General features: G+C 69.1%; 17 protein-coding genes. 13 read left to right on the top strand and 4 right to left on the bottom strand.

All coding sequences use genetic code 11. The features are described from left to right. Positions 1-33: 33 nt before the first annotated feature. On the bottom strand, positions 34-864 hold the full coding sequence (locus ACIQI7_RS04750; protein ID WP_401105135.1) for an alpha/beta fold hydrolase: 831 nt from the start codon (positions 862-864) through the stop codon (positions 34-36). A 154-nt stretch (positions 865-1,018) separates the two neighbouring features. Next, positions 1,019-2,290 (bottom strand): PucR family transcriptional regulator, encoded by a 1,272-nt coding sequence (locus ACIQI7_RS04745; protein WP_401105133.1) that lies wholly within the window; start codon positions 2,288-2,290, stop codon positions 1,019-1,021. Positions 2,291-2,812: 522 nt separating this feature from the next. Here ACIQI7_RS04745 and ACIQI7_RS04740 point away from each other — a divergent pair. Then, positions 2,813-3,268: an SsgA family sporulation/cell division regulator gene (locus ACIQI7_RS04740; RefSeq protein WP_401105131.1), complete on the top strand. Its 456-nt coding sequence runs from the start codon at positions 2,813-2,815 to the stop codon at positions 3,266-3,268. 125 nt (positions 3,269-3,393) lie between these two features. Here the strand turns inward: ACIQI7_RS04740 and ACIQI7_RS04735 are convergent, their stop codons facing one another. After that, a complete protein-coding gene (locus tag ACIQI7_RS04735) occupies positions 3,394-4,074 on the bottom strand; it encodes a hypothetical protein (RefSeq protein WP_401105129.1) in 681 nt (226 codons plus the stop codon). 165 nt (positions 4,075-4,239) lie between these two features. Between ACIQI7_RS04735 and ACIQI7_RS04730 the strand changes: the two genes are divergently transcribed. From ACIQI7_RS04730 to ACIQI7_RS04695, 8 genes are all read left to right on the top strand, one after another. Further along, the gene (locus tag ACIQI7_RS04730) at positions 4,240-5,535 is read left to right on the top strand and encodes a DUF4357 domain-containing protein (protein WP_401105127.1); all 1,296 of its coding nucleotides are present in this window, start codon (positions 4,240-4,242) and stop codon (positions 5,533-5,535) included. Then, positions 5,532-6,725, top strand: a complete 1,194-nt coding sequence (locus ACIQI7_RS04725) for an McrC family protein (RefSeq protein WP_401105125.1) — start codon at positions 5,532-5,534, stop codon at positions 6,723-6,725. Before ACIQI7_RS04730 ends, ACIQI7_RS04725 begins: the two co-directional genes overlap by 4 nt. A gap of 111 nt (positions 6,726-6,836) precedes the next feature. Further along, entirely contained in the window at positions 6,837-8,039 is a 1,203-nt protein-coding gene (locus ACIQI7_RS04720) for a protein kinase (protein ID WP_401105123.1), read from the top strand. 146 nt (positions 8,040-8,185) lie between these two features. Beyond that, the gene (locus tag ACIQI7_RS04715; protein WP_401105681.1) at positions 8,186-10,996 is read left to right on the top strand and encodes a DEAD/DEAH box helicase; all 2,811 of its coding nucleotides are present in this window, start codon (positions 8,186-8,188) and stop codon (positions 10,994-10,996) included. Positions 10,997-11,015: 19 nt separating this feature from the next. Beyond that, the gene (locus ACIQI7_RS04710) at positions 11,016-16,088 is read left to right on the top strand and encodes a class I SAM-dependent DNA methyltransferase (RefSeq protein ID WP_401105121.1); all 5,073 of its coding nucleotides are present in this window, start codon (positions 11,016-11,018) and stop codon (positions 16,086-16,088) included. Further along, a complete protein-coding gene (locus tag ACIQI7_RS04705; RefSeq protein WP_401105119.1) occupies positions 16,085-17,305 on the top strand; it encodes a DUF262 domain-containing protein in 1,221 nt (406 codons plus the stop codon). Before ACIQI7_RS04710 ends, ACIQI7_RS04705 begins: the two co-directional genes overlap by 4 nt. Next, positions 17,298-18,437, top strand: a complete 1,140-nt coding sequence (locus ACIQI7_RS04700; RefSeq protein ID WP_401105117.1) for a DUF3696 domain-containing protein — start codon at positions 17,298-17,300, stop codon at positions 18,435-18,437. The genes ACIQI7_RS04705 and ACIQI7_RS04700 overlap by 8 nt, the downstream gene beginning before the upstream one ends. 52 nt (positions 18,438-18,489) lie before the next feature. Continuing rightward, a complete protein-coding gene (locus ACIQI7_RS04695; RefSeq protein ID WP_401105115.1) occupies positions 18,490-19,413 on the top strand; it encodes a hypothetical protein in 924 nt (307 codons plus the stop codon). A 60-nt stretch (positions 19,414-19,473) separates the two neighbouring features. On the opposite strand, the gene ACIQI7_RS04690 is transcribed toward ACIQI7_RS04695, so the two are convergent. Next, positions 19,474-20,373 (bottom strand): hypothetical protein, encoded by a 900-nt coding sequence (locus ACIQI7_RS04690; RefSeq protein WP_401105113.1) that lies wholly within the window; start codon positions 20,371-20,373, stop codon positions 19,474-19,476. Positions 20,374-20,582: 209 nt separating this feature from the next. Here ACIQI7_RS04690 and ACIQI7_RS04685 point away from each other — a divergent pair, with 209 nt between their 5' ends. The 4 genes from ACIQI7_RS04685 (at position 20,583) to ACIQI7_RS04670 (ending at position 26,025) form a co-directional block, all read left to right on the top strand. After that, positions 20,583-20,897: a hypothetical protein gene (locus ACIQI7_RS04685; RefSeq protein ID WP_401105111.1), complete on the top strand. Its 315-nt coding sequence runs from the start codon at positions 20,583-20,585 to the stop codon at positions 20,895-20,897. A 22-nt stretch (positions 20,898-20,919) separates the two neighbouring features. Beyond that, the gene (locus ACIQI7_RS04680; protein WP_401105109.1) at positions 20,920-21,414 is read left to right on the top strand and encodes a hypothetical protein; all 495 of its coding nucleotides are present in this window, start codon (positions 20,920-20,922) and stop codon (positions 21,412-21,414) included. Between the two features lie 325 nt (positions 21,415-21,739). After that, positions 21,740-22,147: a hypothetical protein gene (locus ACIQI7_RS04675; protein WP_401105107.1), complete on the top strand. Its 408-nt coding sequence runs from the start codon at positions 21,740-21,742 to the stop codon at positions 22,145-22,147. An 8-nt stretch (positions 22,148-22,155) separates the two neighbouring features. Then, complete coding sequence (locus ACIQI7_RS04670; RefSeq protein WP_401105105.1) at positions 22,156-26,025, top strand: AAA domain-containing protein; 3,870 nt, start codon at positions 22,156-22,158, stop codon at positions 26,023-26,025. Positions 26,026-26,088: the final 63 nt, after the last annotated feature.

The raw sequence follows: 26,088 nt of genomic DNA, 5'->3' as shown, positions 1-26,088 counted from the left end.
CCGCGCCGCTGGGCCGACGCGGCGGCGGGGCGTTCAGGAGAGGAACTTCTCCACGACGGCGTTGAACTCGCCGGGGTTCTCCAGGAACGGGAAGTGCGAGCTCGCCACGGACTTCGGGAACACGTGGAGGCGGGCGCCGGGGATCCGCTCGGCGATGAAGCGCTGGGAGGCCGGGTCGACGTGGCTCCCCTCGCAGCCGAGCACCAGGGTCGGCACGTCGACGCACTCGAGGACGTCGCGCCAGTCCTGGGCGCAGTGGTCGAAGAGCAGCGGGACGCCCGCGTACGCCGGGGTGGCGCGGATCTGCTCGGCCACGAAGGCCAGCAGGCCCGGGTCGGTGTCCCCGCTGAACATCGAGCGGACGAAGTCCTCGCGGACCTTCTCCCCGTCCGGGCCGGCCAGCGCGGCGCCCAGCTCCAGCAGCCCGGCGACGTCGAAGATGGCGCCGGACTCGCGCTGCTCCCCCTCCGTCATCCAGGGCACCGCCGCCACCGCGGCCGGCTGGTCGACCAGGACGAGCCGGCGGATGCGGCCGGTGCCCTGCTGGTCGATGAGGCTCCACCACACCGAGGCGCCCATCGACCAGCCCAGCGCGTCGAAGGCGTCCAGGCCCAGGTGGTCGACCAGGCCGAGGACGTCGCGGGCCAGCCGCGCGATGCGGTAGCCGTGGCGCGGCTTGCCGGAGCGGCCGTGGCCGCGGAAGTCCACCGTCACGACGCGCCGGCCCGGTGCCAGCCCCCCGACCTGGTGACGGAACATCTCCTGGGTCTGCCCCCAACCGTGGAGCATCACCAGCGGGACTCCGTCGCCGCCGCTGTCGCGGTAGGCCAGGCGCACACCGTCGTTCGTGATCAGTTCGTGCATGGTGCTCGTTCTTGTCCGTTCGTTTCGGCTCGCGGGTCCGGGGAGTCCGGGACCCGCGGGCCGCCGGGGGATGAGCGGCAGCTCGTGGTGACGATTCTCGCGGTGGGCTGAACCCGTTGGCCACCGACCGACGTAGGGATTGCCCGACGAAGCTTCATCGCTCTGTAGCAACCGGGGGTTTCGGCGCCGCTTCCGGACCGGCCTCCAGCAGGTCCCGCAGCCGCAGCCCCATGTGCAGCACCAGGCGGTGCGCGCCGTCGTCCAGGTCCAGGCCCGTGATCTCCTGGATCTGGCGCAGGCGGTAGTACAGCGAGGTGCGGTGGACCTCCAGGGCCTCCGCGGTCTTGGGCACCGAGCCGGCGTTCTCCAGGAAGCAGCGCAGGGTCTCCTCCAGCCGGGCGTTGCCGCCGCCGTCCAGCAGGCGCCGCAGCGGCACCGGCAGGAGGGAGGCGTTGAGCGCGCTGTCGGGCAGCTGGAGGAACACCGCGTACTCCCCGAGCCGCTCCCAGTCGGCGATGCCCTCCAGCCGGGGCAGCCGGCGGGCCGCGCGGGCCGCCACCCGGGCCTGGTCGTGGGAGATCCAGGCGTCGGCGAGCGCCGTCCGGCGTCCGCCCACGCCCACCACGGCGGCCGGCTCCGGGCCCAGGAAGGTCCTCAGGGAGCGGACGACCGCGCGGCACTGCTGCTCCAGGTCCTCCGCCGCCGGTTCGCGCTCGAAGACCTGCACCAGGACCGCCCGGTCCTGCTCGACCGCCGCCAGGCCGCGGGCCGTACGGGTCTGCCGGAACGGCTCCAGCGCACCGCGCAGCGCCACCGCGATCTGCCCGGACGGCCCCCGCTGGTCGGAGACGGCCACGCTGGTCACCACGACGTGCGGGCCGGCCGGCAGCAGCCCGTCGTCCAGCAGCCGCTGGTGCGCCGCGCAGCGCCGCGCCGAGTCCGAGCCGACCAGCTGGTTCACCAGCCGCCGGATCTGCTCCTCGTCGTCGTCCGAGGCCAGCTGCTCGGCGTACATCTCGATCGCCACGGCGCGGGCGACCCGGTCGATGGCGGCGGTCTCGGCCGCGGTGAGGGGCTCCCCCGCGGCCACGACCATCAGGATGCCCAGCATGTGGCCCCGCTCGCGGACCGGGACGCAGTAGCGCGGCTGCAGCCCCAGGTCGTCGCGGCCCGGCAGGACCCCGGGCCTGGTCCACTGGGCGACCCCCTGCGACAGCACGTAGCGGATGGCCTCGTCGTCCGCGATGCCCTGCAGCAGCGTGCGCACGCGCACCCGGTCCTCGTCGCCGAAGTGCCGGCTGGTGCAGACCATCCGCACCAACGGGTCGTCGAGGACGACGGAACGTCCCAGTTCCTCGGCCAGGCCGTCCACCAACGTCTGGAGCGCCTCGCCTCCCGAACGCGAGCGCTGGTTCCACCTCTGCATGATCAAAATCCTCCCGGCGCCCTTCATACAAGGAGCGAAACGGGATGGACAAACCTTCGACAAAGCGAGGAATCGGCGGTTCCACGGACGGCGGCCACGGCCGGACAAGGCCCCGCACGCGCCGCTCCTGGAATTCCATGGTCCGCCAATTCGCCTTTCCTGTAGCCCAGTTGATGACGTGCGCAACAGCAGGACGGCCACCGGCCGCGCCGCCCTCCGACCGCGTCCCCACGCGGACACCACAACGAGGAGCCCCCGCCCGGCCCTCCGCACCGAGCGAACGGTGCGCGGAACGTCAGCTCGCGGTGCACGGCCGGAACATCCGGGCCGACCGCCGCTTCCTAGCCTGGGGAGCGATTCCGCCTCACCCTGCTCCTCGGCAGCTCCCAGGGCCCGAGGCGAGAGCGTCGCGCGCCGCCGCCGGCCCCGGCCGTCCGGCGCGCCCCGCCCCGAACGGGCGGCCCCCACGCGGCCCCGCTCGGCTCTCGACCCCCGCCCCGACACCGCCCCCAGGAGAAACCCGTGCCCACCCACCACCCGCTCCCCAGCCCCCAGCCCCGCCCGGAGGCCACCGGCACCGACCTCGCCCTCGACGCCCGGCTGGTCCTCGGCGAGCACCAGTCCGTCGACATCCCGGTGCGCCTCGGCTACCGCAGCGACGACCCGCTCGCCGTCGCCCTGGAGTTCCTCGGGCCCGCGGCGGACGCGGGCACCTGGCGGTTCTCCCGCGACCTCCTGTGGGAGGGCCTGCAGAAGCCCGCCGGCCTCGGCGACGTCCGCGTCTGGCCGCCCTGCACCTGCCACGGCCGCGCCTCGCTGCGCATCATGCTCCGCGGCGTCCACAGCGTCGTCCTCGTCGACCTCCCCTCCCGCCAGGTCCGACGCTGGCTCCGCCGGGAGACCTTCCCCCTGGTGCCCCAGGGCTCGGAGGGCGCCCTGATCGACTGGACCACCGAATTCGACCACCTCACCCCATGACACCCCGGCCTCCAGGGGAGCGACCGGCAGTAGCTCCGAGCGGGCAGCGCCACAGCACAGCCGCGCACCTCGCCGAAGCCGGCGCCTGCTCCCGGTGGAGCCGTACCGCGGCCCGCGGCCGGCGGCTACTGAAGGTCTCGGCGCCGTTCGGCGAGGCAGCGCGACCACAACGCACAGGCAGAACGGGCCTCCTTCAACGCGGCAGCCGTGAACTCCTCGTCCACGAAGCCTTGTTCCACCATGTCGGCCACCACGGTCGTCAGGTGCCGGGCGACCTGCGCCGCCCGCTCGGCGTGCGCCCGCTCCGGGAGTCTCTCGGCTTTGGCTTCCAGCATGCTTGCGAGATCCTCGTAGTGCGCTCCGTCCTCCTCTTCGTAGAGCGTGGGCACACGGGGAAGCTGCTCCTCGGCCAGGTGCGGCACCGTCCGGGACGCCACCGGCGCTTGCTCGCCCTGACCCAGGATCCGGCTGACCACGGCCCGGATCTCCTCGGACTGTCGGACCCGGTCGGCGAGACCCTGCAAGCGGAAGAGCAGCCTCGGGACCTCGTGCTCGTTCTCGGCGACCAGGCAGCGGCCCAGTTCCTCGGCGATCGACCTCGCCTTCATCGTGGCCCGATCGAGCACCTCATGGCAGGCGTCGAGTGCGTCGAACGCCCTTCCCGCCGTCTCCACCGACTGCCGCAACATGGCTGTGGCGTCGCCGTCGAACCGTCCCGCGGCCCGGAGGAAGTCCCTCCTCGGCATCAGTACCGCGAACGGCCAGTCCCCCTCCGGTGCAACGCCCGTCGACTGTCCGGAACCCATGGCCCACCCCTTACCTCAGTGCCCGCACTCCTTCAGGGGCGATCATGGAGCAGTCCCGTTCGGCGTGCCAACCGACGCCCCGCCCACCGATGCTCACCGACCGCCCTGTCGCACCGTCCGGATACGATCTTCGGCGACACCATGCCATCAGGGGCGGGAAGCAACATGTCCGAGCACTATCCGGCGTTCCAACTGCGCCTACCGAAGGGCGGCCCGGTCGCGCACGGCCGTCTGCTGGCCGACGGGGCCAGTGGGATCCAGAAGTTCGTGATCAGGGCGGGGTCGCCGGCGCGCTCCGAGGTGGTGCCGTCGTTCGCGCTGGGAACGAACACGTACCACCGGATCCGGCAGCAGCTGATCGAGGACGGGACGATCCAGCCGTCCGAACAGTGGCCCGGATGGCTGGAGGTCTCCGAGGACGTCGAGTGCACCTCTCCGTCCGCCGCCGGTTCGATCCTGACCGGCAGCAGCGTCAACGGCTGGGAGGTGTGGAGGACGGCTGGCGGCCGCCCCTTGTCCGACTTCATGGGGCAGGATCTGGGCACCGGATCGCCCGCCGCCGCACTTCGCGAGGCCGAACTGCCCGAGCCCGGGCAGGATCTCGCCGACGAGCTGCACGTGCACGACCGGGCATGGCTCCAGGAGATCCGCGATCTCCTCTGCGACGAACAGCAGCTGGTCCTGTACGGCCCTCCCGGCACAGGGAAGACCCACCTCGCCCTGAAGCTCGCCGAATTCCTGAGCGGCGGCCCCGAACGGGTCAAACTGGTCCAGTTCCACCCCAGTTACACCTACGAGGACTTCTTCGAGGGCTTCCGGCCTCAGGAGGACCCCGACTCCCGGGAGGTCGCGTTCCGCCTGACACCCGGACCGCTGCGCGAGCTGGCCGACCTCGCCTCCCGTGAGGGCAACCAGCACGTACCGCACTTCCTCGTCATCGACGAGATGAACCGGGCCAACCTCGCCAAGGTCTTCGGCGAGCTGTACTTCCTCCTGGAGTACCGGGACAGGTCCGTGCGTCTGACCTACTCCGGGGACGACTTCGCGTTGCCGCCCAACCTGTTCGTGATCGGCACCATGAACACTGCCGACCGGTCGATCGCCCTGGTCGACGCAGCCATGCGTCGCCGTTTCGCCTTCGTCGAACTGTCACCCCGGGTCGAACCCACCCGCGGACTGCTGCGGCGATGGCTCAGGGCGGTCGGCAAGGACGACGAGCCGGCCGACCTCCTGGACGCCCTCAACGCACGGGTCGACGATTCGGAGTTCATGTTCGGCCCCTCGTACCTGATGAAGAAGGGCGTCCACCGCGAGGGCGGGCTCGAACGCACCTGGCGCACCAAGATCCTTCCCCTGCTGGAGGAACACCACTACGGCGAGGGCGTCGACGTCGAAGCCCGCTACGGGCTGGAAACCCTTCGCGCGGCGATACGTCACCGCCGCGGCGCCTCCACCGCATGACCGCCATCGAACTCGTCGAGCACGCCCGCCCGGTTTCCTTCCCCATCGCTTCCGCCGCCGGCCGGGCACTGGCCGCCTCCCGGATCATCACGGCAACACCCGATCCCGATCGTCCCGGCCACTGGCTGCTGAAGGCCGGCAGCAAGGTCGGCGCGGTGACGGTATTCGTGCCGGGTGGCACGCCGACACTGCTGCGCATCACCCCCAAACTGAAGATCACCCGGCTCTTCTTCCTGCTCGGGTACGCCCTCGACCCCAGGGGCTGGAAGGACGACCCGGTGGAGCTGGCCGAGCAGGAGGGACTGCTGCCGGCCATCGCCCACGCATTCGAGCGCCTGCTCCGCGTGGCCCTCCGCACAGGACCGCTCAAGGGCTACCGCGCCACGGACGAGAGCAGCCTGGTCGTGCGGGGCCGCATCCGCGAGGGCGACCAGATCCGCCGCCGCCTCGGCTCGATGCTCCCGGTGGAGGTCACCTACGACCGGTTCACCATCGACACGGCCGAGAACCGCCTGCTCCGCGCCGCCACCGAGCGCGTGCTCCGACTGCCGGGGGTCGCTCCGGCCGTGCGCCGCCGACTGCTGCGCCAGCACGCACGGTTGGCGGACGCGACCCGTCTGGTTCCCGGCCGGGCCCTGCCCGACTGGACGCCGTCACGGCTGAACGCCCACTACCAACCGGCGCTGCGCCTCGCCGCCGCCGTCCTTCGCGGCGGGTCCGTGGACCACCGCGCGGGCGATGTCCGCACCAGCGGATTCCTGTTCGACATGAACAAGCTGTTCGAGGACTTCACCACGGTCGCCCTGCGGGAGGCGCTGCGCGACAGCGACGGCTACTGCCGCCTCCAGCCGCACCACCACCTCGACGATCTCGGCGCCGTCCGGCTGCGGCCCGACCTCGTCCACTACGGCCCCGACGGAACACCCCGCGGCGTCGCCGACGCCAAGTACAAGGCCGAGAAGCCCGCCGGCTATCCGGATGCCGACCTCTACCAGATGCTCGCCTACTGCACCGCACTGAGGCTCACCGAGGGTCACCTCGTGTACGCGAAGGGCAGCGCCCGGCGCACGTCGCACCGGGTGCGCCATGCCGGAGTGACGGTCCACCAGCATGCCCTGGATCTGGAGCGGCCGCCCGCGGAACTCCTGGCCGAGATCGCCGCGATCGCCCGGCACCTGGAGCCCCACTGAACCATCACCGCCGGCTGCCCGGTCGCGTCTCCCGATCCACCCGCTCGACCGGACGGCGTCCACTACGGTGGCCACAGGACGTATCCGATCAGCACCACGACGAGGATGGGCGTGCACACGACTAGTCCCCTGAGCCCCGAGGACCCGCCCGAGATCGGTGGCTTCGAACTCCTTGCCCGGATCGGCCAGGGGGGCATGGGTCAGGTCTACCTCGGCGAGTCCCCCGGTGGGGAACAGGCCGCGGTCAAGGTGATCAAGCCGTCCCTGGTCGACTCGGAGACCCGGCTGCGGTTCGCCCAGGAGATCGAGGTCCTGAAGACCGTCTGGGGGAACCGGGTCGCCGCCTTCCTGGACGCGGATCCCGAGGCGGAGCCACCGTGGCTGGCCACGGAGTACGTGGAGGGCGCCGACCTCCGCAAGCACGTGGCCGCGTACGGGCCGCTCCCGGCCGTCCTGGTCGCCTCGCTCGGCGCGACTCTCGCCGAGGCCCTTGCCCTGGTGCACAAGCAAGGACTGCTGCACCGGGACCTCAAGCCCGCGAACGTCCTGCTGGGACCCAACGGCCCCAAGATCATCGATTTCGGCCTCGCGGTGTTCGCCGAGTCGGGTTCATCGCTCACCGCCCCGAACACGGTCGTCGGCACACCCATGTGCATGGCGCCGGAACAGGCCAACGGCGTGAAGCCGCTCACCGAGGCGGTCGACGCGTACGCGCTGGGCGCGGTCCTCCTCTTCGCGCTGACCGGCCGGTACCCCTACCAGGCCGCCAACGTCCACGTGCTCTTCCACATGGTCACCGATCCGGAAACGCCTCCGGACCTGACCGGCGTCCCTGCCGAACTGTCGCCGGTCCTGGCCTCGATGCTGGCCCACGAGGCCGGGGACCGGCCGTCCCTGCCCTCCGTGGTCCAGCAGTTCCGCTCCGTCATCGAGGCCCAGGGGCTCAAGGTCGCCCAGGCCCGCCGACGGCTGACGGCGCTGACCTCGGCGCCTCCGGCCCCCGCGCCCGGAACGACGGCGCCGGCCGTCCAGGCCCCCTCCCCCACCCCGGCCGACGCGACCACGGTGACGACCCCAGCACCTGGCGGCTCCGTTCCCACGCCTGCCGACGTCCCGCCGCCGGGCCCCGCACCCCACGGCGATCACGACTACACGCCGACGCGCAAGGACGTCCCTGCGGTGCCGGCCCCGCCCGCCGATGCGCCGCCCGCCCCGCCCTCGGCACCGGCGCCCCGCCCGCCCCGACGATCCCCGCAGGCCCGCCGCACCGCTCAACAGCTGCGCGAGGCCTACGCGGCCAAGGCCCCGTTCTGAGTGCGGCCCGCCCTCCCCCGCACTCGCCGTAAGCTCTTCACCTGGTGCGCTGTCCCCAGCGGACGGCCGCCGCCACCGCACGACACGATGACCACAGGAGGCAGCGGGTGACCCCCGAGCTGAGCAGCGCCGAACCGACCGGGACCATGGAGGACCCGTATCCGGCGGGCGCGCAGGTCTTCGTTCGGGACGAAGTGTGGCTCGTACGGAACAGCTCGCTCACCGAGCACGACGGCGCCCGGGTCGAAGTGGTCGGCGTCTCGGACTTCGTCCGCGACCAGGAGGCGGTCTTCTTCACCGCCCTGGACGGGATCGAGCTGGTCGATCCCCGGCAGACGAAGCTCGTCGCCGACGACTCGCCGAACTTCCGCCGCTCCCGCCTCTTCCTCGAAGCCGTCCTGCGCCGGACCGCCCTGCCCCAGTCCGAACGCGGCCTCGCCCTCGCCGACTCCTTCCTGCTGGACCCCCTTCCCTACCAGCAGCGGCCGGCCCAGCTCGCCCTGTCCGGGCGCAACCTGCGGCCCCGGATGCTGATCGCCGACGTGGTGGGCCTCGGCAAGACCCTGGAGATCGGGCTCACCCTCGCCGAACTGATCCGGCGCGGCCGCGGGGACCGCATCCTCGTCGTCACCCCGCAGCACGTGCTGGAGCAGTTCCAGCACGAGCTGTGGACGCGGTTCGCGATTCCGCTGATCCGGCTGGACTCGGTCGGCATCGAACGGATCCAGCGCGAGATCCCCGCCGGCCGCAACCCCTTCACCTACTTCAAGCGCGTCATCGTCTCGATCGACACGCTGAAGAACACCGACCAGTACAAGCACCACCTGGAACGGATCAGCTGGGACGCGGTCGTCATCGACGAATCGCACAACCTGATCAACCGCGGCTCGCTGCGCAACCAACTCGCCCAGATCCTGGCCCCGCGTACGGACGCCCTGATCCTCGCCTCCGCCACCCCGCACAACGGCGACGCGAAGTCCTTCGCCGAGCTCATCGGTCTTCTCGACCCGGCAGCCATCCGCGACCCGGAGAACTACCGGGCCGAGGACATCGAGCACCTCTTCATCCGCCGCACCAAGATCAGCCAGGAGGTGCGCGAACAGATGAAGGGGCAGTGGGCGGACCGCGGCCCCTCCCGATCGGTCCGCTGCGCGGCCACCCCGGCCGAGGAGAAGGTCTTCGAGAAGCTGGCCGAGGTCTGGCTGCCCTCCAACGGCCGGAAGTCGGTCAGCGACGTACCGCTCTTCCCCTACACCCTGCTCAAGTCCTTCCTGTCCTCGCCCGCCGCGCTGAAGGCCACCGTCGAAACGCGGATCAAGACCCTGGAGAAGAAGGAGAGCCAGTCCGCGGTGGCCGCGGAGCGGGAGGCCCTGCTCCGGCTGCGCGACCTCGCGGGCGCGATGTCCGACACGGACTCGGCGAAGTTCACCGCGCTCGTCTCCGAGCTGCGGGCGATCGGGGTGGGGCCTGGCTCCGACACCCGCGTGGTCGTCTTCTCCGAACGCGTGCAGACCCTGGAATGGCTGCACTCCGTCCTCCCCGCAGCACTCGGCTTCAAGGGCCGGGCGGGCGCCGGAGCCGTCCGCCTCATGCACGGCGGCCTCAGCGACGAACAGCAGATGCAGTGCGTCGAGGACTTCGGCCTCGCCGACACCCCTGTACGCGTGCTGCTCACCGGCGACGTCGCCTCCGAAGGCGTCAACCTCCACCGCCAGTGCAGCCAACTGGTGCACTACGACGTGCCGTGGTCGCTGATCCGCATCGAGCAGCGCAACGGCCGCATCGACCGCTACGGCCAGGCCCACGCACCCGAGTTCCGTGCGCTGATCCTCACCAGCGAGATCGAGGGCGCCAAGGACGACACCCTCGTCGCCGAGCGCCTGCTCGACCGCGAACGCGAGACCCACCAGAAGCTCGGCACCGCGGAGGCCGTCACCGGCCTCTACCGCGCGGAGGCCGAGGAGAAGTCGCTCATCCAGGACCTGCTGCGCGGCCGCACGGTGGACGAGTCCCTGGAGGCGCACCGCCCACGGGCCGACCAGGCCGGCGAGGCCGAAGGCATGGACGACTTCCTCGCCGACTTCTTCGGAACGGTCGGCGAGGAGCCCACCGGCGAGGACACCTCCGTGCCGCGCGCCGACGTCCCGCGCCTTTTCGCCTCCACCCGGGAGTTCCTGGACGAGGCCCTGCGCGAGGTCTTCCCGGACGCCCAGAGCACCCTGGAGATGGACCGCGACGAGACCTCCGGCCTGATCTCCTTCCGCCCGCCCGCCGACCTCGTCCACCGGCTCAAGGCGCTCCCGCTCGACTACGTCCGCGAACAACGGCTGCGCGAGCGCCTGCTCGTCACCCTCAACCGCCGCCTCGCCGAACACTCCCTCCAGCGGGCCCGCGAGTCCTCCACCTCCAGTTGGCCGGAGATCTCGCTGCTCACCGACCTCCACCCGGTGGTGGAATGGCTCACCGACAAGGTGCTCGTACGCCTCGGGCGCCAGGAGGCGCTGGTCATCACCGCGGACGTCGCCGAGCCCACGTACCTCATCCAGGGCGTCTACTCCAACGCCCTCGGCCGGCCCACGGTGGTCAAGTGGATGGCGGTCACCCGGGACGGTGCCGTCGACGACGACATGGTGGCGATACTCCGCCGCGCCGGCGTCGGGCCCACCATGGCCAACCCGCTGAAGCACTGGCCCGTCGACCGGCTCCAGGACGGCATCCCCGCCGCGCTGGAGCGTGCGGAGGCGTTCCTGGAGCACCACCGGGAGGCCTGGGACGAACCGCTGCGCGAACCGATCGAAAAGTACCGGCTCCGCCTCGGCGCCTGGGAGCAGCCGACCCTCGCAGGTGAGCGCACCAAGCAGCGGCTCGCCGGCATCGCCGACTCCCTGCTCACCACCGGCCGGCCGCTGCTCCGCGTCCTCGCCGTCCTCGCCCCCACGCCGCCCCAGGCCGTCTGACCTCTGAGAGATACCCGTTATGACGTACGACTCCCTGGTGAACCGCGGCGACTACTTCTCCGCCCACTACCTGGCCGAGGTCCTGCCCAAGGACCTCAAGTCCGGGCTGCTGAGCGTGTGGAAAGAGCGCGAGGAGGCGGCGAAGGCTGCCACTGCGGCCGATGACGCGGAGCAGGACCCGGACGCCCTGCCCGTCACCCCGCGGGCCGGCCTGCGGGCCCTGCGCCGCCCCTACTTCCGCTCGCGGGCCGGCTTCGCCGGGGCGGAGGCGGCGGACGACGGCCAGGCCTCGGCCGATGACGACACCACCACCTACGGCTCCCCCGCCTGGTGCGAGCGCGTGCGTGCGCTCAACGCGCGGGTGCTGCTGGCCCTAGGCTTCGACGCCAAGCCCGGGACGATCACGGTCGAGCGGGCCGACCAGGCCCACCAGGTGCGGGTTGCCCACAGCGAGAAGGGCCTCGTCGCGTTGGACTGCGGCTGGGCCGCCGAGCCGGACGCGGCCCTCGACCCGGACGGGTCGGGGCGCCTGCTCGAACCGCTGGTGCTGGACGGGCAGCACAGCCTCGTCACCGGGTCGAAGCTCGCCTCGTTCCTGTTCGCGTGCGAGGACGCGCCCCGGTACGTGCTGCTGCTGGTGGGCGGTGTCGTCGTCCTCGCCGACCGGATGACCTGGGGTGAGGGCCGCTACCTCGCAGTCTCGCTGGACGGCGCCCTGGAGCGCAACGACACCAAGGCCGGCGGCGAACTCGACACGGTGGCCGCGCTGTTCGGCGCCGACTCGCTGCGCACGCCGGAGGCGGGCGGCGAGAACCCGCTCGCGGAGCTGGTCGACAAGTCCACCAAGCACGCGGTGGGTGTGTCGAGCGACCTGCGCGACGGACTGCGGGCGAGCGTCGAGCTGATCGCCAACGAGGTGCTGGACCGCATCCGTGAGAACGACGGTGTCCGGCCCGAGGACGTCATGGAGCTCCCCGAGCTGGGGAGGCAGCTGACGCGGGAGTCGTTGCGGTATCTGTACCGGATCCTGTTCCTGCTGTACGCGGAGGCCCGTCCGGAGTTGGGCATCCTGCCGGCGGACTACCCGGAGTACCAGCAGGGGTACGGGCTGGGGCGGCTGGGCGAACTCGTCGCCGAGCGGGATTTGGTGGACGAGAAGTCGCGTCGGGGGTTCTACCTGTACGAGTCGCTGGACCTGCTCTTCGGGAAGGTCCAGGAGGGCTACCGGCCGCGCCGGACGCACGGGGTCGTGGAGGAGAAGGCCTCGGAGGACATCGGGCTTCGATTCGAGCCGTTGCACTCCAAGCTGTTCGAGCCCGAGTCCATCAAGCTGATCGGCGCGTCTTCGGTACCCGACCCTCGCTTCGACGCCGACGAGACGGGCGAGGAGCGCTACCTCGACACGCGTTTGCGCAATGCGACGCTGTACAAGGTGCTGCGCCTGCTGATGCTCACCAAGGGGCGGAAGGGCGAGCGCGGCGGGTTCATCTCGTACGCACAGCTGGGCATCAACCAGTTGGGCGCGGTGTACGAGGGGCTGATGTCGTACAACGGCTTCGTCTCGGACAAGGAGCTGTACGAGGTCGCGAAGGGCGGGGACCCGAAGGACGGATCCTGGCTGATCCCGAAGTCGAAGGTCGACGAGTACCCGGACAGCGTGTTCGTGCGGACCCGGGACGAGGACACCGGCGAGGAGGTGCCGGTCCGACACAAGCCGGGCTCCTTCGTCTACCGGCTGTCCGGTCGCGACCGGCAGACCTCCGCGTCGTACTACACGCCGGAGTCGCTGACCAAGGTCACCGTGCAGCTCACCCTCCAGCACCGCCTGGACCAGGACGGGACGACTACGGAAGCCCGCGAGCTGCTGGACTGGAAGATCTGCGAGCCCGCGCTCGGGTCGGGCGCGTTCCTCAACGAGGCGATCAACCAGGTAGCGGCCGAGTACCTGCGGCGGCGCCAGGACGAGCTGGGCGTCGCCATCGACACGGAGAAGTACCCGGTTGAACTGCAGAAGGTGAAGGCGTACATCGCCCTGCACAACTCGTACGGGGTGGACCTCAACGAGACGGCGGTCGAGCTGGCCGAGGTTTCGCTGTGGCTGAACACCATGCACCCCGGTATGGAAGCCCCCTGGTTCGGCCTGCACCTGCGGCGCGGCAACTCGCTGATCGGTGGGCGGCGGGAGGTGTACCCGGCGGAGAAGCTGAAGAAGGGTGGATGGCTGGGGACGACGCCCGAGCGCTTCCCGCTAGCGGATGCAGTGAACGGGGTTCCGCTCCCCGAGGGCTCGGTCCACCACTTCCTGCTGCCGGCGAAGGAGTGGGGCGCGGTCGCTGCCGAGAAGGAGGCGAAGGCGCTGGCCCCTGAGGCTGCGAAGGCGCTGGGCGCGTGGCGCCGAGCGATCACCAAGTCTCCCAACGCCAAGCAGGTCACCCGTCTCCAGGGCCTCGCCCGGCGAGCCGAGTACCTGTGGAGCCTGGTGGTACGACGCCTGGAGATCTCCGAGCGTGATATTTCCAGGCGCATCGACGTATGGGGTACCGAGGAGGAGTGGCTGCGCAGCCCCGAGGTCGCTGTGCAGCGGGAAGAGGTCCTGGCGGACCTACTCGCGGTCGACACCCCGTACTGGCGTCTCAAGACGCTGATGGATGCATGGTGCGCGCTGTGGTTCTGGCCCGTCCAGGAGGCCGCGCTATTGGACGGCAGCGCAGACCGGTACAAGCGCGTGCAGGATCCCCCCGTCTCCGTGGCTGTCGAAGATGGCTCGCCACAGGTCCTCCTGTCCTGGGAGGCGGAGGACCTGTTCGGAGGCTTCGGTGAGTCCGGCGAACTGACTATGCAGGCGCTCGAACGCCGCCGCAGGACAGGCCGCCGCAAGGAGGCAATCCGAGAAGTGCGGCGTTCTGTGATCGCCCTCGCTTCGTTGGACGATTGGCTCGACTTCGCTGAGGCGCTACTCGGTACTCACGAAGTGCCAGCCGAGTCCCTGGTGTCGGCCTTCGAAACCCTTGAGGAGCTGACCCCCTACGAGGACGGGCTGCCCGACCTCATGGGCATGGATCGCGCCCACTGGCTAGAGTCCCGTTTCCCGTGGGCCTCAGTCGCGCGGGACGTGGCCGAAGCGCTGGGATTTTTCCATTGGGAGCTGGAGTTCGCGCAGGTCTTCGCCGTAGGCGGATACGACCTCCAGGTGGGCAACCCTCCGTGGGTTCAGCCTGACTGGCAGGAGGCCCTGATACTGGCCGAGATCGAACCATGGTTCATTCTTTCAGATAATCCCAGCGCAGAAGATTGGAAGACACGGTCGACGAAAACGCTGGAAAATGACCCGCGGGTAGTCAACTTCTTCCTTTCGGAGCGGTCCGCCAACACAGGCACGACCGCCTCGCTGAGCAGCAGATCTACCTATCCACTAATAGAAGGAACCCGAACCGACTTCTATCGCGCTTTTATGTGCCGCGCATGGAACAATCTAGCAGCCTCCGGAACCGCTGGCCTCATTCACCCGGACACGCATTTTGGCGGAGTAAAGGATGGCAGGATTCGCAAGGCCGCATACGCACGCCTGAAGGTTCACGCCGGTTTCGTGAATGGGGCAAACTGGGCATTCCCGAAGCCTGTAGGTGACACCACCTCCTTCGGTATCCACATCTACGGACATGCGGGACGCATCCATTTTGACCACCTGAGCCACCTCTACGCGGCCGAAATCGCAGTCGAATCCTTCACTCATGATGGCTCCGGAGAGCCCCCTGGGATTAAATTCCAAGGGGCATGGGATATTCGCCCACACATTTCCAGAATCATCAACGTCGATGAAACTCGACTTAGCAGCTGGAGCTCCCTGACCCAACAAGGCGCCACCACAGCCAGCGAAGCCGCCATGCTTCACCCAGTGACAATCGTTGAGCAGCCCGCGATCGATGCAATGTCGCGATTTACCGATCGAATTGATTCACTGGAGCCGAGCTTCACTCAGGGCTACAACGAGTCAACCGACCGGCGAAATGGGATAATCCGCAAGATTCTCTCGACCCCAAGCATAGCCGAAGAGGTCATCTTGCAGCCTGCCCATATCGCAGTGGCAACACCCTTTGCCAAACAACCACCGAATTTCGGCAGCTCCGATCGCCCAGTAGACCTATCACTGCTGCCCGAGAACTCTCTATGGGTGACTAATTTTTATCGAGCCTGCGAAGAGACTCGATACACCCAGGAACAAGACACTTGGGATGGAACCCCTTACACAAGCTATTATCGAATTGCATGGCGGAAGAGGACTCCCTCAAATGGCGAGCGAAGTCTATTCGCGAGCATCATTCCCCCTGGACCTGCACACGTTCACTCGGTCTACTCGATGAAGCTTAGGGATTTGAGGTCCACTTCCCTTAACGCGGGGTTCTGGGCATCGCTGCCCTTGGACTATTTCATCCGCATCGCCGGCTGGGGCGACCTTACGCCATCAGGCGTTCGCCAAATGCCCGCAGCGTCCACCAATCACCCTCTCGCTGGGCCACTTCTCCTTCGCACATTGCGCCTAAACTGCCTCACCGCGGCCTATGCGAGCCTATGGCATGATCTTTTCGATCCAATGTGGCCTGAGCGGGAGACATGGGCCACCGATGGTTGGGAAAATCTGGCACCACTGGCCGAGAACCTCACACCTGAGTGGGGATACCACACGCCACTACGCACCGAATATGAGCGCCGAGCAGCACTCACAGAGATGGACGCTCTAGTCGCCGTCTGGCTAGGGATCACAGCAGAGCAGCTAGTTACGATTTACAGGTCCAGATACCCCGTACTCTATGATTACGAGGCTGGCATGTATTTTGATGCCAAGGGTCGCAAAATCGCCAGCAATCACAATGCATTCGGTCACGGCCAGGGTAAGGACGCCTTCTCCACCCTCCTCGATCACGTAAATGACCCAGCATACATCTCGCCACCCGAGGGCTACACCGCGCCGTTCTACAAGGCCGACCGTGAGGCCGAAATGCGCGCCGCCCACGCGCACTTCCAAGCGCGCCTGGATGCGGAGATCGCTGCCGGCCGGTGGACCCCGCTTACGCCCGACGAGGATGGATCATGACCGACAGCAACAACCTCCCGGGCCGGAAGTCCAAGTACCCCGCACCGGACACGCTCTTCGCGTTCGACGAGCGCGGAACCCAACTCCCCGTCGAGTTCGACGACGGCGGCAAGAGTTCCGGCGTCGAGTCCGAGGACATCGGTGAGCGGATCGCCAGCCCCTTCGATCCCAGCAAGATCGAAGTGCAGACCCGCACCCCCACGGTCTCGCTTCTGCTCAACCGCATCCGGCGCGACACCATCGACCTCGCCCCGGATTTCCAGCGCCGTGCCGGCATCTGGACAGCCAAGGCCCAGAGCAGGCTGATCGAGTCGCTGCTGCTCCGGATCACCCTTCCGACGCTTTACGCCGCCGAGGTGGACGAGGAGTCCTGGGCGATCGTGGACGGCGTGCAGCGGCTCTCCACCATCGCCCGCTTCGTCGACCCCGCCGCCATCGAGGCCGAACCTCTCCGCCTCACCGGCCTGGAGTACCTCACCGAGTTCAACGGGTGCTCCTTCGCCGACCTCCCGGGCCGCCTCCAGACCCGGCTCGAAGAGACCGAACTCGTCGTTCTCCTCATCCGTCGCGGCACGCCGGAGGAGGTCAAGTTCAACATCTTCGCCCGCATCAACACCGGTGGCCGCCCGCTGACCCGCCAGGAACTGCGCCACGCACTGATCCCGGGCCGGGCCCGCTCCTTCCTGTACGAGCTCGCCAACACTGAACCGTTCCTCAGCGCGACGTCCTACAGCGTCTCCCCGGAGCGCATGTCGGACCGCGAGATGTGCCTTCGCTTCCTGGCGTTCAGCCTCAACTCGCCCGAGTCCTACGCCTCACAGGACTTCGACGGATTCCTCCGGTCCGCCATGCACGGGATCAACTCCCTTTCGCCCGAAGAACTCGCCACCTTGAAAGGCCAGTTCGCCCACTCGATGAGGGCGGCGGAGCGAATCTTCGGCGCACACGCCTTCCGGAAGAGGTTCCCGGGGTACAACCGCCGTTCTCCGGTCAACAAGGCCCTGTTCGAGATCGAGTCGGTCAGCCTGGCTGCCATGCTCCCTGACGAGGTCGACCTCCTCGAAGACCGCCGGTCGGTCGTGGAGGAGAAGTTCATGGAGCTGATGGACGACCCCACCTTCATGGGTGCCGTATCGGCCGGCACCGGCGACGTCGGCAAGGTAAGGCACCGCTTCCGCGAGATGAACCGGATCCTCCAGGAGACCCTTGATGCTTGAGCGCCTCGGTATCACCAACTTCAAGGCCTTCGCACGCCAGGACATCGCCCTGGCCCCCTTCACGCTCCTCACCGGCCTGAACTCCTCCGGCAAGAGCACCGTTCTCCAGTCCCTCGCACTCCTCCGCCAGTCCCACGAGGCCGGGCTCCTCCACCTCTACGAGGACGGCGGCGGCTTCCTCCTCAACGGCGAACTCGTCGAGCTCGGCACCGGCCAGGACGTACGACACGACACCTACGTACGCCACGAGTCGGACACCGTGGACGACCGCAGCATCACACTCTCCGTGACGTCCGGCGGAACCCGCCACGACTGGTCCGCGGCGTACGGCCGGGAGGACGACCTGCTGAGGTTGACCGACTGTCCGATGGGCCCGGACGCCCACGAAGCGGACGAGTGCTCGCTCTTCCAGCCCGGCTTCCAGTACCTCAAGGCTGACCGGATCGTCCCGGCCGTCAGCTACCCGCGCTCCCACCAAGCGGCCGTGGGCCGTGGATTCCTGGGTTCCCGGGGAGAGCACACCGTCAACTTCCTCCGCTCCCACCAGGACGACCCCATTGCGGCCGGCCCCCTCCGGCTGGACGACACCCAGTCCGCGTCGCTCCTCTCCCAGACCGAGGCCTGGATGCAGCGGCTCTGCCCCGGCGTCAACCTCCAGGCCGTGGGCATCGACGGGACCGACACCGTACGCCTCAGCTACGGCTTCGGCTCGGGCATCTCCGCCTCCAACCGCTACCGCCCGACCAACGTCGGCTTCGGGCTGACCTACGCCCTGCCGATCGTCGTCGCCTGCCTGTCGGCCCAACCGGGGTCCCTGATCCTCCTGGAGAACCCCGAGGCGCACCTTCACCCGCAGGGTCAGACCTGGCTCGCCTACCTGGCCGTGGCCGCCGTCGCCGCCGGGGCGCAGGTCCTGCTGGAGACCCACTCCGACCACGTCCTCAACGGCCTGCGCATCGCCGTGAAGGACGGACGCATCCCTGCCGCGTCCACCGCCGTCCACTTCTTCCGACGCCACGAGCAGACCGCCGAGGTGATCAGCCCCGTCATGGGCGAGGACGGCATGCTCTCCGAGTGGCCGACCGGGTTCTTCGACGAGTGGGAGAACTCCTTGGAGAAGCTCCTCGACTGACCTCCGCACCACGTTCCGCAAGTCGATCCTCAACAGAACCCCAGGGGTGGGAGTGTCACTGACACTGTTTCTCAACGAGCTGTCCTGCGAGTCCGACTCCGGTCCCAGGGAGGTGGACGCCGCGATGGCCGGATTCGTAAACACCTTGCGGCACGTCAAGAAGTGGCAGTCCATCGAGCTGGTCACCAAGAGCCCCCTGCCGGCGACCGAGTTGGCGCGCGGCTACCTCTACCAGCAGTGGGTGAACGCGAGCGGACAGAATCGAGATCGGCACCGGTACCTTCTCGCCCTGCGCAGTCGCTCACCGTTCAGGGGTTCCGTCCAGTTGACGCTCGATCCGGACGAGGTCGAGTACCAGCACGACGGCCGCACCGTCGAAGGCATCGCCTTCGCGCACCTCACCGACGGGCTTGCCGTCAGTCTCCCGGTGTCGCCCACGTGGGCAACTTCCTGGCTCGACGTCGGCATCCAGCACCTCACCGAGGACGGCATCGAGAGCAGCCGCGACCGTACGCGGCACTGCTCCAGCCCGGACGAGGCCGACGAGCACAAGGCTTGGGCGCACGACACGGCGACGGCCTCGCTCACCTCCCCCGCCGCGATCCTCGACGCCTGGGACGAGTTCTTCCCGCATCTCCAGAAGATCCCCCGCTTCGAACGCTGCCTCCGCCGCCTCGACATGAAGTGGCTCCGGCCGGTGCGGAAGCTGCTGATCGACCTGGAGGCGACCGCCGCCACCTGGGACCCCGCGACCTCACCCGAGCCCGACTGGCAGCACCCGCACATCACTCCGGAGTCCCAGAGCCGCCAGAGCTTGTGCACCTTCACCGATCTCGACGGCGAGAGTCGCTGCTTCTCCTGGCACGGCCGCTTCACCCCGGGGGCCGGGCGGCTGCATTTCCGTCTCGTCCCCGAGGAACGGAAGTTCAGGCTCGGGCACGTCGGAGACAAGCTCGGCAGTGACGCGGACTCCTGAGAGACGGCGGTACGCAGACCGGCGCGTTCGCCTGCGGCGCAGCGGGCGAACTCACGCCCACTACGCCGCCGATGCACCGCCCACCGCACCGCGCAACAAGCCGCGCGCGCGTTCGGCGCCGCGCCGGTTGCGTGCCACAGCCACCGCATCCGGCCCGGTTTCAGGAGGCGCAACTCCCGCACAGCGTCGGCAGACGGCGCGTCCCCCCGTCACCGGGTCCGCGCACGTCGCACATTCGTCTACGCCACCGGCGGTGTCGCCACCAGCGATGACCACTGCCACCGGCATCCGCCGTTCCAGCCGCGTCCGCACGAAGCCCGCCGGTGCCAGCACATGCGAGGGCAGGTTGCCCAACAGCGCTTCCCGCAGCCGCCCCTCATCCGGATCCCGGGCGAGCCAGTCCGCCACCAGCGGTGCGAGGTCCAGGACTTCGGGCGCCCCCAGCCGCACGCGACCGTCCCTGGCAGTCAGCCGACCGAGGAGCCCAGCCGCAGCCGCCCGCGCCTCCCCGCCGTTGTCGTCACCCTCGACCGCGCCCGCGCGGGAGGAGGTGTTCTCCTCGTTCTTCTCCCCCTTGGGGGAAGTGCCGACCTCCCGGCCCTCCCCCTCACCGACTGCCGGGTTTCGGACCGCAGTGCGCCAGGCCGCCTCGATCTCGTCCGCCTCCGTCAACGGCACGCTGCTGACGAGGACGCGCGTCGTCCACGTCCCCTTCGTCGGGTGCTGGGAGCGCCGGACGTGCAGGAAGCCCTCCTCGATCAGTTGGGCCCGCGCCCGGGCAACGGCCGTGCGCCCCTCGGGCATCCGCCTGCCGATGGTGAGGACGGTGTCCCGGCTGCCGGGCGGCAGCGACAGCGCCCACAGCAGTAGCGTCTTCGCCGTGGCCCGCAGACGCGGGTGGCGGACGATCTCATGTGACGCCCGCACGTAGCGTTCGGGCGCGATAAAGTGCACGTGCATGAGGAGGTCCAACTCCCTGTGCCTGGCCCCGGGGTGTTCCCGCACCGCCGGGGTCACCTATTGATCTGTAGTCGGACGGTAGCACGCGGTGACCACTTCCCGCCTCCGAATCCGCGATCCATGTCCCCTGGCCGACGCGCTCGTTGTCCCCAGCGTGGAGCAGCCATCGTGCCCGCATGCTCCGCTCCCGCTCGGACTTGAGGAAGCCCATGGCCGTGTCCCCTCCTCTCACCGAAACGCAGGTGCCATCGGCCGCGCCGGAGAGTCAGTTCACCACCAAGGACTTCCTGCAGTTCGGAGCGAGTCTGCTCGCCCTGCTGAGCCTGCTTCTCTTCGCCATGGCCTATTGGGCGGTCACCGAGTATTTCGGCGTTTTCGGCCTGACGCCGGAGCAAGTCGGAATCGACAAGCAGACGCTGCTCACACGTCGGCGTCATCGCCGCGTTCCTCGCCGCGTTCGGCGTACCGATCCTGACCACAGGCGCAGTCGTCATCAAACGGGTGACCCCGTCCGCTTGGCATGAAGCGCTACGGGGGTTTCCTCTCGTGACGAGTCTTGCTCTCGGCATTGTGCTCGGGGTGTCGGTCATGGCTCCGGGCTGGAACCCCCTCCGGGCCTCCGGCGTCATCACTCTTGGTGGCCTCCTCGGCGCCGCCGTCTACGCTCCGTTCATTCACCACCTGCGCAAGAGGGGCTGCTCAACTGCCGTCCTCTGCCTGGTCGCCCTTGCCATCCTCGGTCTGACCTTGACGCCATGGATCGGCGACAAAGCCCGCGACCGTGCCGAAGACCTCCGTAACCACGGCAGCGTGTCAGGGCTCGCCACGTTCATCGGCGTTCGACCCGCATTTGCCGAGGCGTCGTGGACCGACCCGGACAGCCAGCCACAGCGCCGACTGATCATCTTGCTCGGAGAGGGGAACGGTATGACCGCATTCCTGCCCTGCGGACAGGAGGCCGTCCAGCGCGTACCGTCCCCACAGGTGCGATTGTCGTATACCGGTATGTTCTCGCGGTCCCGCACGCTGTGCAGCCCTTGAGCGCAATCTGCCGCGTGTACACCGCCGTACAGGACTGGCCGTACGCGCGGGTCGCTGGTCGCCGTCTCATCTCCCACCGCCTCGCCGGCTGATGTACGGCTACGACTCCCCGCTCAACGACGCCCCGACGCTGATCACCGCCGAACTCGCCGCCAACGCCGTCCGCCAGCGCACAGCTTCCGAGCTTTGATGTGCCTGTGCTCCCGCAACTTTCACGCTAACCTGCTGCTGCCTTCGCGCCGTAGTGCCAGTCCGAACGCATGGTTCTGGGCTACGCTCGTCACTCCGCGTGCGAAGCAGCACAGGCCCGATGCAAGGGGGAGTTGTGGCAACGTTCCAGGAAACGCACCACCGGATCGAATTCCTGGACAGCGACCTGCTGCGCGCCAGGCGGGAGGCCCGCGAGCTGGCCGCCCTGCTCGCCACAGCCAAGTCCGAAGCGACCCTCCGCCTGCCCACCGCGCAGCCGACGGGCGGCACTGACAAGGGCGCGGACGTGACGGCGTTGGTCGGCCTCCTGATCTCCGGCGGGTCCCTAGCCGTCTCACTGGTGCAGACCTGGCTCGCACGGGTGCCCCATCGCACGATCAGCGTCACGCGGCGTTCGGACGGTGCGACGCTCACGATCTCGGGGAGGCAGGCGCGCGAGGACGCTGCCCTCTTGGAGGCCTTCCTGTCCGAGGGCTCCGGTGCCCCGGAGGAACCGGACGGTTCCGCCGAGTCCGAGGGCTGATCCCGCCGATGGACAACGACCGCTACGCGCTCCTCCTCGGCGTCTCGGCCTACGACAGTGCCACGTACCACGATCTCCCCTCCGTCCGGGCCGACCTGCACTACATGCGGGCCGTCCTGGAGAGCACGGAGATCGGGATGTACAACGAGTGCGCCGTCGTCGCCGAACCCACCCGCACAGAGATGCTGCGTTCCATCGAGGACTTCCTCGGCGAACGGCAGCAGAGCGAGACGGCGCTGCTCTATTTCAGCGGTCACGGGGAGTTCTGCGAGGAGGACAACCAGCTTTACTTCCTGACACGGGACTCGGATCCTTCCAACCTGCCGGGCACGGCGGTACCCGCAGAATTCCTGGAGCGAATGCTGCAGGAATGCCGGGCCGCCTCGAAGATCGTCCTGCTGGACTGCTGCTCCAGCGGGTCCGTGGTGCAGGGGTGGACCGCCAAGGGCGCCGATCCGAGCCATCCCACCGAAGCGGAGCAGGAGTCCTCGAATGCCCTGCGAAGCACCGTCCTGCACCCGACCGGCGTGTACTTCATCACCGCCTCGGACGCACTCCAGACCGCCTCGGCAATGGCACCGCCAGGTTCGACTCTGGGAACGTCCCGCTTCACCGGCGAGATCGTCGAAGGACTGCGCACTGGCCGGATCAAGGACAGCGGTTGGATCACTCCCGACGACCTCTTCACCTACCTGACCCAGCAGATGGCGCGCAACGGGGTGCCGGAGGAACAGCGGCCCACCAAGTCCACGATCCGGGCCACCCGCAACCTCCCGTTCGCCCGTACCGTGGCGCAGCCCGTCTTCCTGCCGCCCGTCCCCGGAGCGGGAACGCCGGCCGCGGCTCCCTCCTCCGCACTGCTCAAGGCCCGGGGCAGGGCTGCGGCCGAGACGAGTGCCGGCATCGACTGGCAGCGGCTCATCAGCTACTACGTCAGCTGCATCGCCGCCGAGACCGCTGCGGAAATGACCCCCCTGCGGGAAGGCGAAGAACGGCACAGCTACTTCCTTCTCGGCTCCGGCCCGGAGCAGGTCCAGAGCGGTCTGGAGCGCTCGTTCCCCGCGCCGCAGCAACCGGCGCGCGCGGATGGCCGGGAGAACGAGTTCTGGTACGGCTACCCGGCCATCACCCTGCCGACCGACGGCGGCGCCGACCGCAGCCGGGTGTCCGTGCGACTGGCACCGCTCCTCATCCAGCAAATGGAGATCGCGCCGGACGAATCCGGCCGGCTGACGCTCCGGCCGAGCGGAGTACCGTCCCTACACACCGGGGTGCTCACCCAGCTCATGACTCCGGAGGAGGCAGCAGACCTCGTTGCTCGCTGGCAGCCGAGCTGGCAGGAGGGCAACGGGGCCCAGATGCTCCGGGCGATCCGGGAGCTGCTGACGGAGCTCGGACTGCCGGAGCTGGAGCCGCTGGACATCTCGGCGCTGAGCAGGGGGAGCGTCGACACCGCTCTGCGGCCCGGTGCCCACAATACCGCCGTGCTACTGGTCACCTCCGGTTCCGACAGGGCGACGCAGGGGCTGGTGGACAATCTCCTGCACATGTCCCATCACCCGCAGGTGATCTCCGGTACGGCGCTGGACGCCCTGCTGTCCGGCGGCAGCCGGTCGGGCGCCGCCGGGCCGATCACGATGGTGGCCTCGGGGCCGTCCAACGAGAGCCAGGAGCTGGTGATCCGCTCGGCGATGGAGAACACCGTCACCGTGGCCACCGGTCCCCCGGGCACGGGTAAGAGCGAGGTGGTGACCGCGCTCGTCGAGACATGTGTTCAGGCAGGACAATCGGTCATCGTCGCCTCCACCAACAACGAGGCGGTCAACGTCGTCTCGACCCGCTGCGAGACCATCGCACCCGGACTGCTGGTCCGTACCGGCAACGCCATGGCACTCGCCCATGAGGCCGAAAAGCTGGAGAGGCTTCTCCGTCGTCCCCCGGAACCGCCAGGACGGGGCTCGGCCACCGTCGCGGGCGAGCTCCGCAACACCCGTGCCCAGTTCCTCCACCGGCGCCAAGCCGTGGAACAGCACGTGCTGGAGGAGGTGCGCCTGGCAGAGATCCATCGCCTGCGGGAGTCCCAGGCAGAGGTTCTCGGCGTACCGAGGCGTGTCCTCGCAGCCGCGTGGAGCGGCGACGACCAGGCTCTTCGACGTTGGGAAAGCCGGGCGCGCAAGGCCCTGAAGGTCCGGTGGCTGGCCCCGGGGTGGCGCCGGTCGCTCGCGGCGGCCGCGTTCGTCAAGGCGGCGACCGCGGGTGCCGGCGTGCCCTGGCCCAGTGCCGGACCCGCGGCGCGTGACAGCCTGGGCGTGCTGGCCGACTTCGCCGCCACCGAGGCCGAACTGAGGGGGCTCCTGCCCGGGCACGGTGCCGGGGACGACGAGACCGACCGGACCGGTCTGCCCGCGATCGCCGCACGTCTCTCCGCGCTGTCCGCGGAGGCTTCGCGGGCCAGGTCCTCGGAGGTCCTGCGCACGGCGCGGGAGGCAATGAACCAACGCCTCCAGGCGCTGCGCCAGCGGAAGGGCTTTCAGAAGAGCCAGAAGCAACTGCTGGCGCACGTCAAGGGCTGGGCGATCAGCACCCATTCGGTGCGCCAGCTGGACCAGTCACCCAAGCTCTTCGACCTCGTCGTCATCGACGAGGCGAGCCAGTGCTCCGTCCCGTCGGTCCTGCCGTTGCTCTTCCGCGCCAAGCGGGTGCTGATCATCGGCGATCCCATGCAGCTTGGGCACATCGCCTCGATCTCTCCCCAGCAGGAGAGGGCGGCCAGGGAGCGTGCCGGGCTCAGCGCTGCCTGGCTGGAGGAACGCCGGCTCTCCTACCGGACCCACTCCTCCTACGATGTGGCCCGGTCCGGTGTGGCGTCGGCGCTGCTTCTCGACGAGCACTACCGGTGTCACCCCGAGATCGCGGACGTCGTCAACGGCTACTGCTACGCAGGGCGGTTGAAGGTGCTAACCGACGTCCGGCGGCAGGTGCCCGCCGTGGATCTCACCGGCGGCTCCGGGCCCGGAGCGGTGCTCTCGTGGCTGGATGTACCGACCGGTCTGTCCGCCCGTGGCGAGCGGGGCGGCTCCTGGCGCAACGACGAGGAGGTGTCCACGGTCGAGCAGGTGGTCGCCGAACTGCTGGATCGCCTGCCCGCCGACGCGACGATCGGTGTGGTGACGCCATTCCGTGCGCAGAAGCAACTCCTGGAACGGACCCTACGTGACGACCGTATCCTGGTCGGAACGGTGCACGCCTTCCAGGGCGGTCAGCGCGACGTCATGGTGCTCACGCTCGTCGCCACCGAAAATGCTCCGCAGAGCACCGTCCATTGGGTGGCGGGTCAGGTGAACCTCTGGAACGTCGCCATCACCCGCGCCAAGTCGCAGCTGGTCACGGTCGGCCATCACGCCTTCTGGCAGCAGCACCCCGGCTTGCCCGCCCAGCTGGCGAACCGCTCGACTCTGGTGACGGTCGGCCGGACGGCCGGCTCCGCAACGCGCCTCACCGACGTGCCCCGGCCGCCGGCCACCGCGTCGGTCACGCGCACCGACCTCGCCGACCGGCTCCAGGCGCACCTCGGTGACCACGGCGTCCACGCTCTGGAGCGCTCGGCCGTCGTCGGCGGCCACGCGGTCGACTTCGTACTCACGATGCACAACGTGGCCACGGGAGACGAGGAGAACGTCGCGGTCCTGATCGACGAAGGCCCGTCGGAGGGCGAGGACCCAAGTCGCCACCGACGGCTGATGCACGTCCGCTGCGATCTTCTCGTAGGGCTCCCCTCGGGCGGCCGGGGCGCCAAAACAGCTGCGGTCGCCCGGGCGGTTCGCGTCCCGGCGTGGCGGATCACGGCGGAAGCAGCGGTTCCCGGCCTCACCTGCTGAGCTCGGCGCGCCGTGTACGAAGACGATCCCGTCCACCGATTCCGGGGGACGGGATCAATTCGT

Source organism: Kitasatospora sp. NPDC092039 (genome assembly GCF_044756065.1).
Taxonomy (GTDB): Bacteria; Actinomycetota; Actinomycetes; order Streptomycetales; family Streptomycetaceae; genus Kitasatospora.
This window is presented reverse-complemented; position numbering and strand designations above follow the sequence as displayed.

Bases quoted from the DNA above. Each gene is read 5' to 3' on its own strand.
- ACIQI7_RS04705 (WP_401105119.1), top strand. From the start codon at position 16,085: ATGACCGACAGCAACAACCTCCCGGGCCGGAAGTCCAAGTACCCCGCA.
- ACIQI7_RS04735 (WP_401105129.1), bottom strand. From the start codon at position 4,074: ATGGGTTCCGGACAGTCGACGGGCGTTGCACCGGAGGGGGACTGGCCG.
- ACIQI7_RS04715 (WP_401105681.1), top strand. From the start codon at position 8,186: ATGGAGGACCCGTATCCGGCGGGCGCGCAGGTCTTCGTTCGGGACGAA.
- ACIQI7_RS04700 (WP_401105117.1), top strand. From the start codon at position 17,298: ATGCTTGAGCGCCTCGGTATCACCAACTTCAAGGCCTTCGCACGCCAG.
- ACIQI7_RS04730 (WP_401105127.1), top strand. From the start codon at position 4,240: ATGTCCGAGCACTATCCGGCGTTCCAACTGCGCCTACCGAAGGGCGGC.
- ACIQI7_RS04745 (WP_401105133.1), bottom strand. From the start codon at position 2,290: ATGCAGAGGTGGAACCAGCGCTCGCGTTCGGGAGGCGAGGCGCTCCAG.
- ACIQI7_RS04750 (WP_401105135.1), bottom strand. From the start codon at position 864: ATGCACGAACTGATCACGAACGACGGTGTGCGCCTGGCCTACCGCGAC.
- ACIQI7_RS04725 (WP_401105125.1), top strand. From the start codon at position 5,532: ATGACCGCCATCGAACTCGTCGAGCACGCCCGCCCGGTTTCCTTCCCC.
- ACIQI7_RS04685 (WP_401105111.1), top strand. From the start codon at position 20,583: ATGGCCGTGTCCCCTCCTCTCACCGAAACGCAGGTGCCATCGGCCGCG.
- ACIQI7_RS04690 (WP_401105113.1), bottom strand. From the start codon at position 20,373: ATGCACGTGCACTTTATCGCGCCCGAACGCTACGTGCGGGCGTCACAT.
- ACIQI7_RS04670 (WP_401105105.1), top strand. From the start codon at position 22,156: ATGGACAACGACCGCTACGCGCTCCTCCTCGGCGTCTCGGCCTACGAC.
- ACIQI7_RS04710 (WP_401105121.1), top strand. From the start codon at position 11,016: ATGACGTACGACTCCCTGGTGAACCGCGGCGACTACTTCTCCGCCCAC.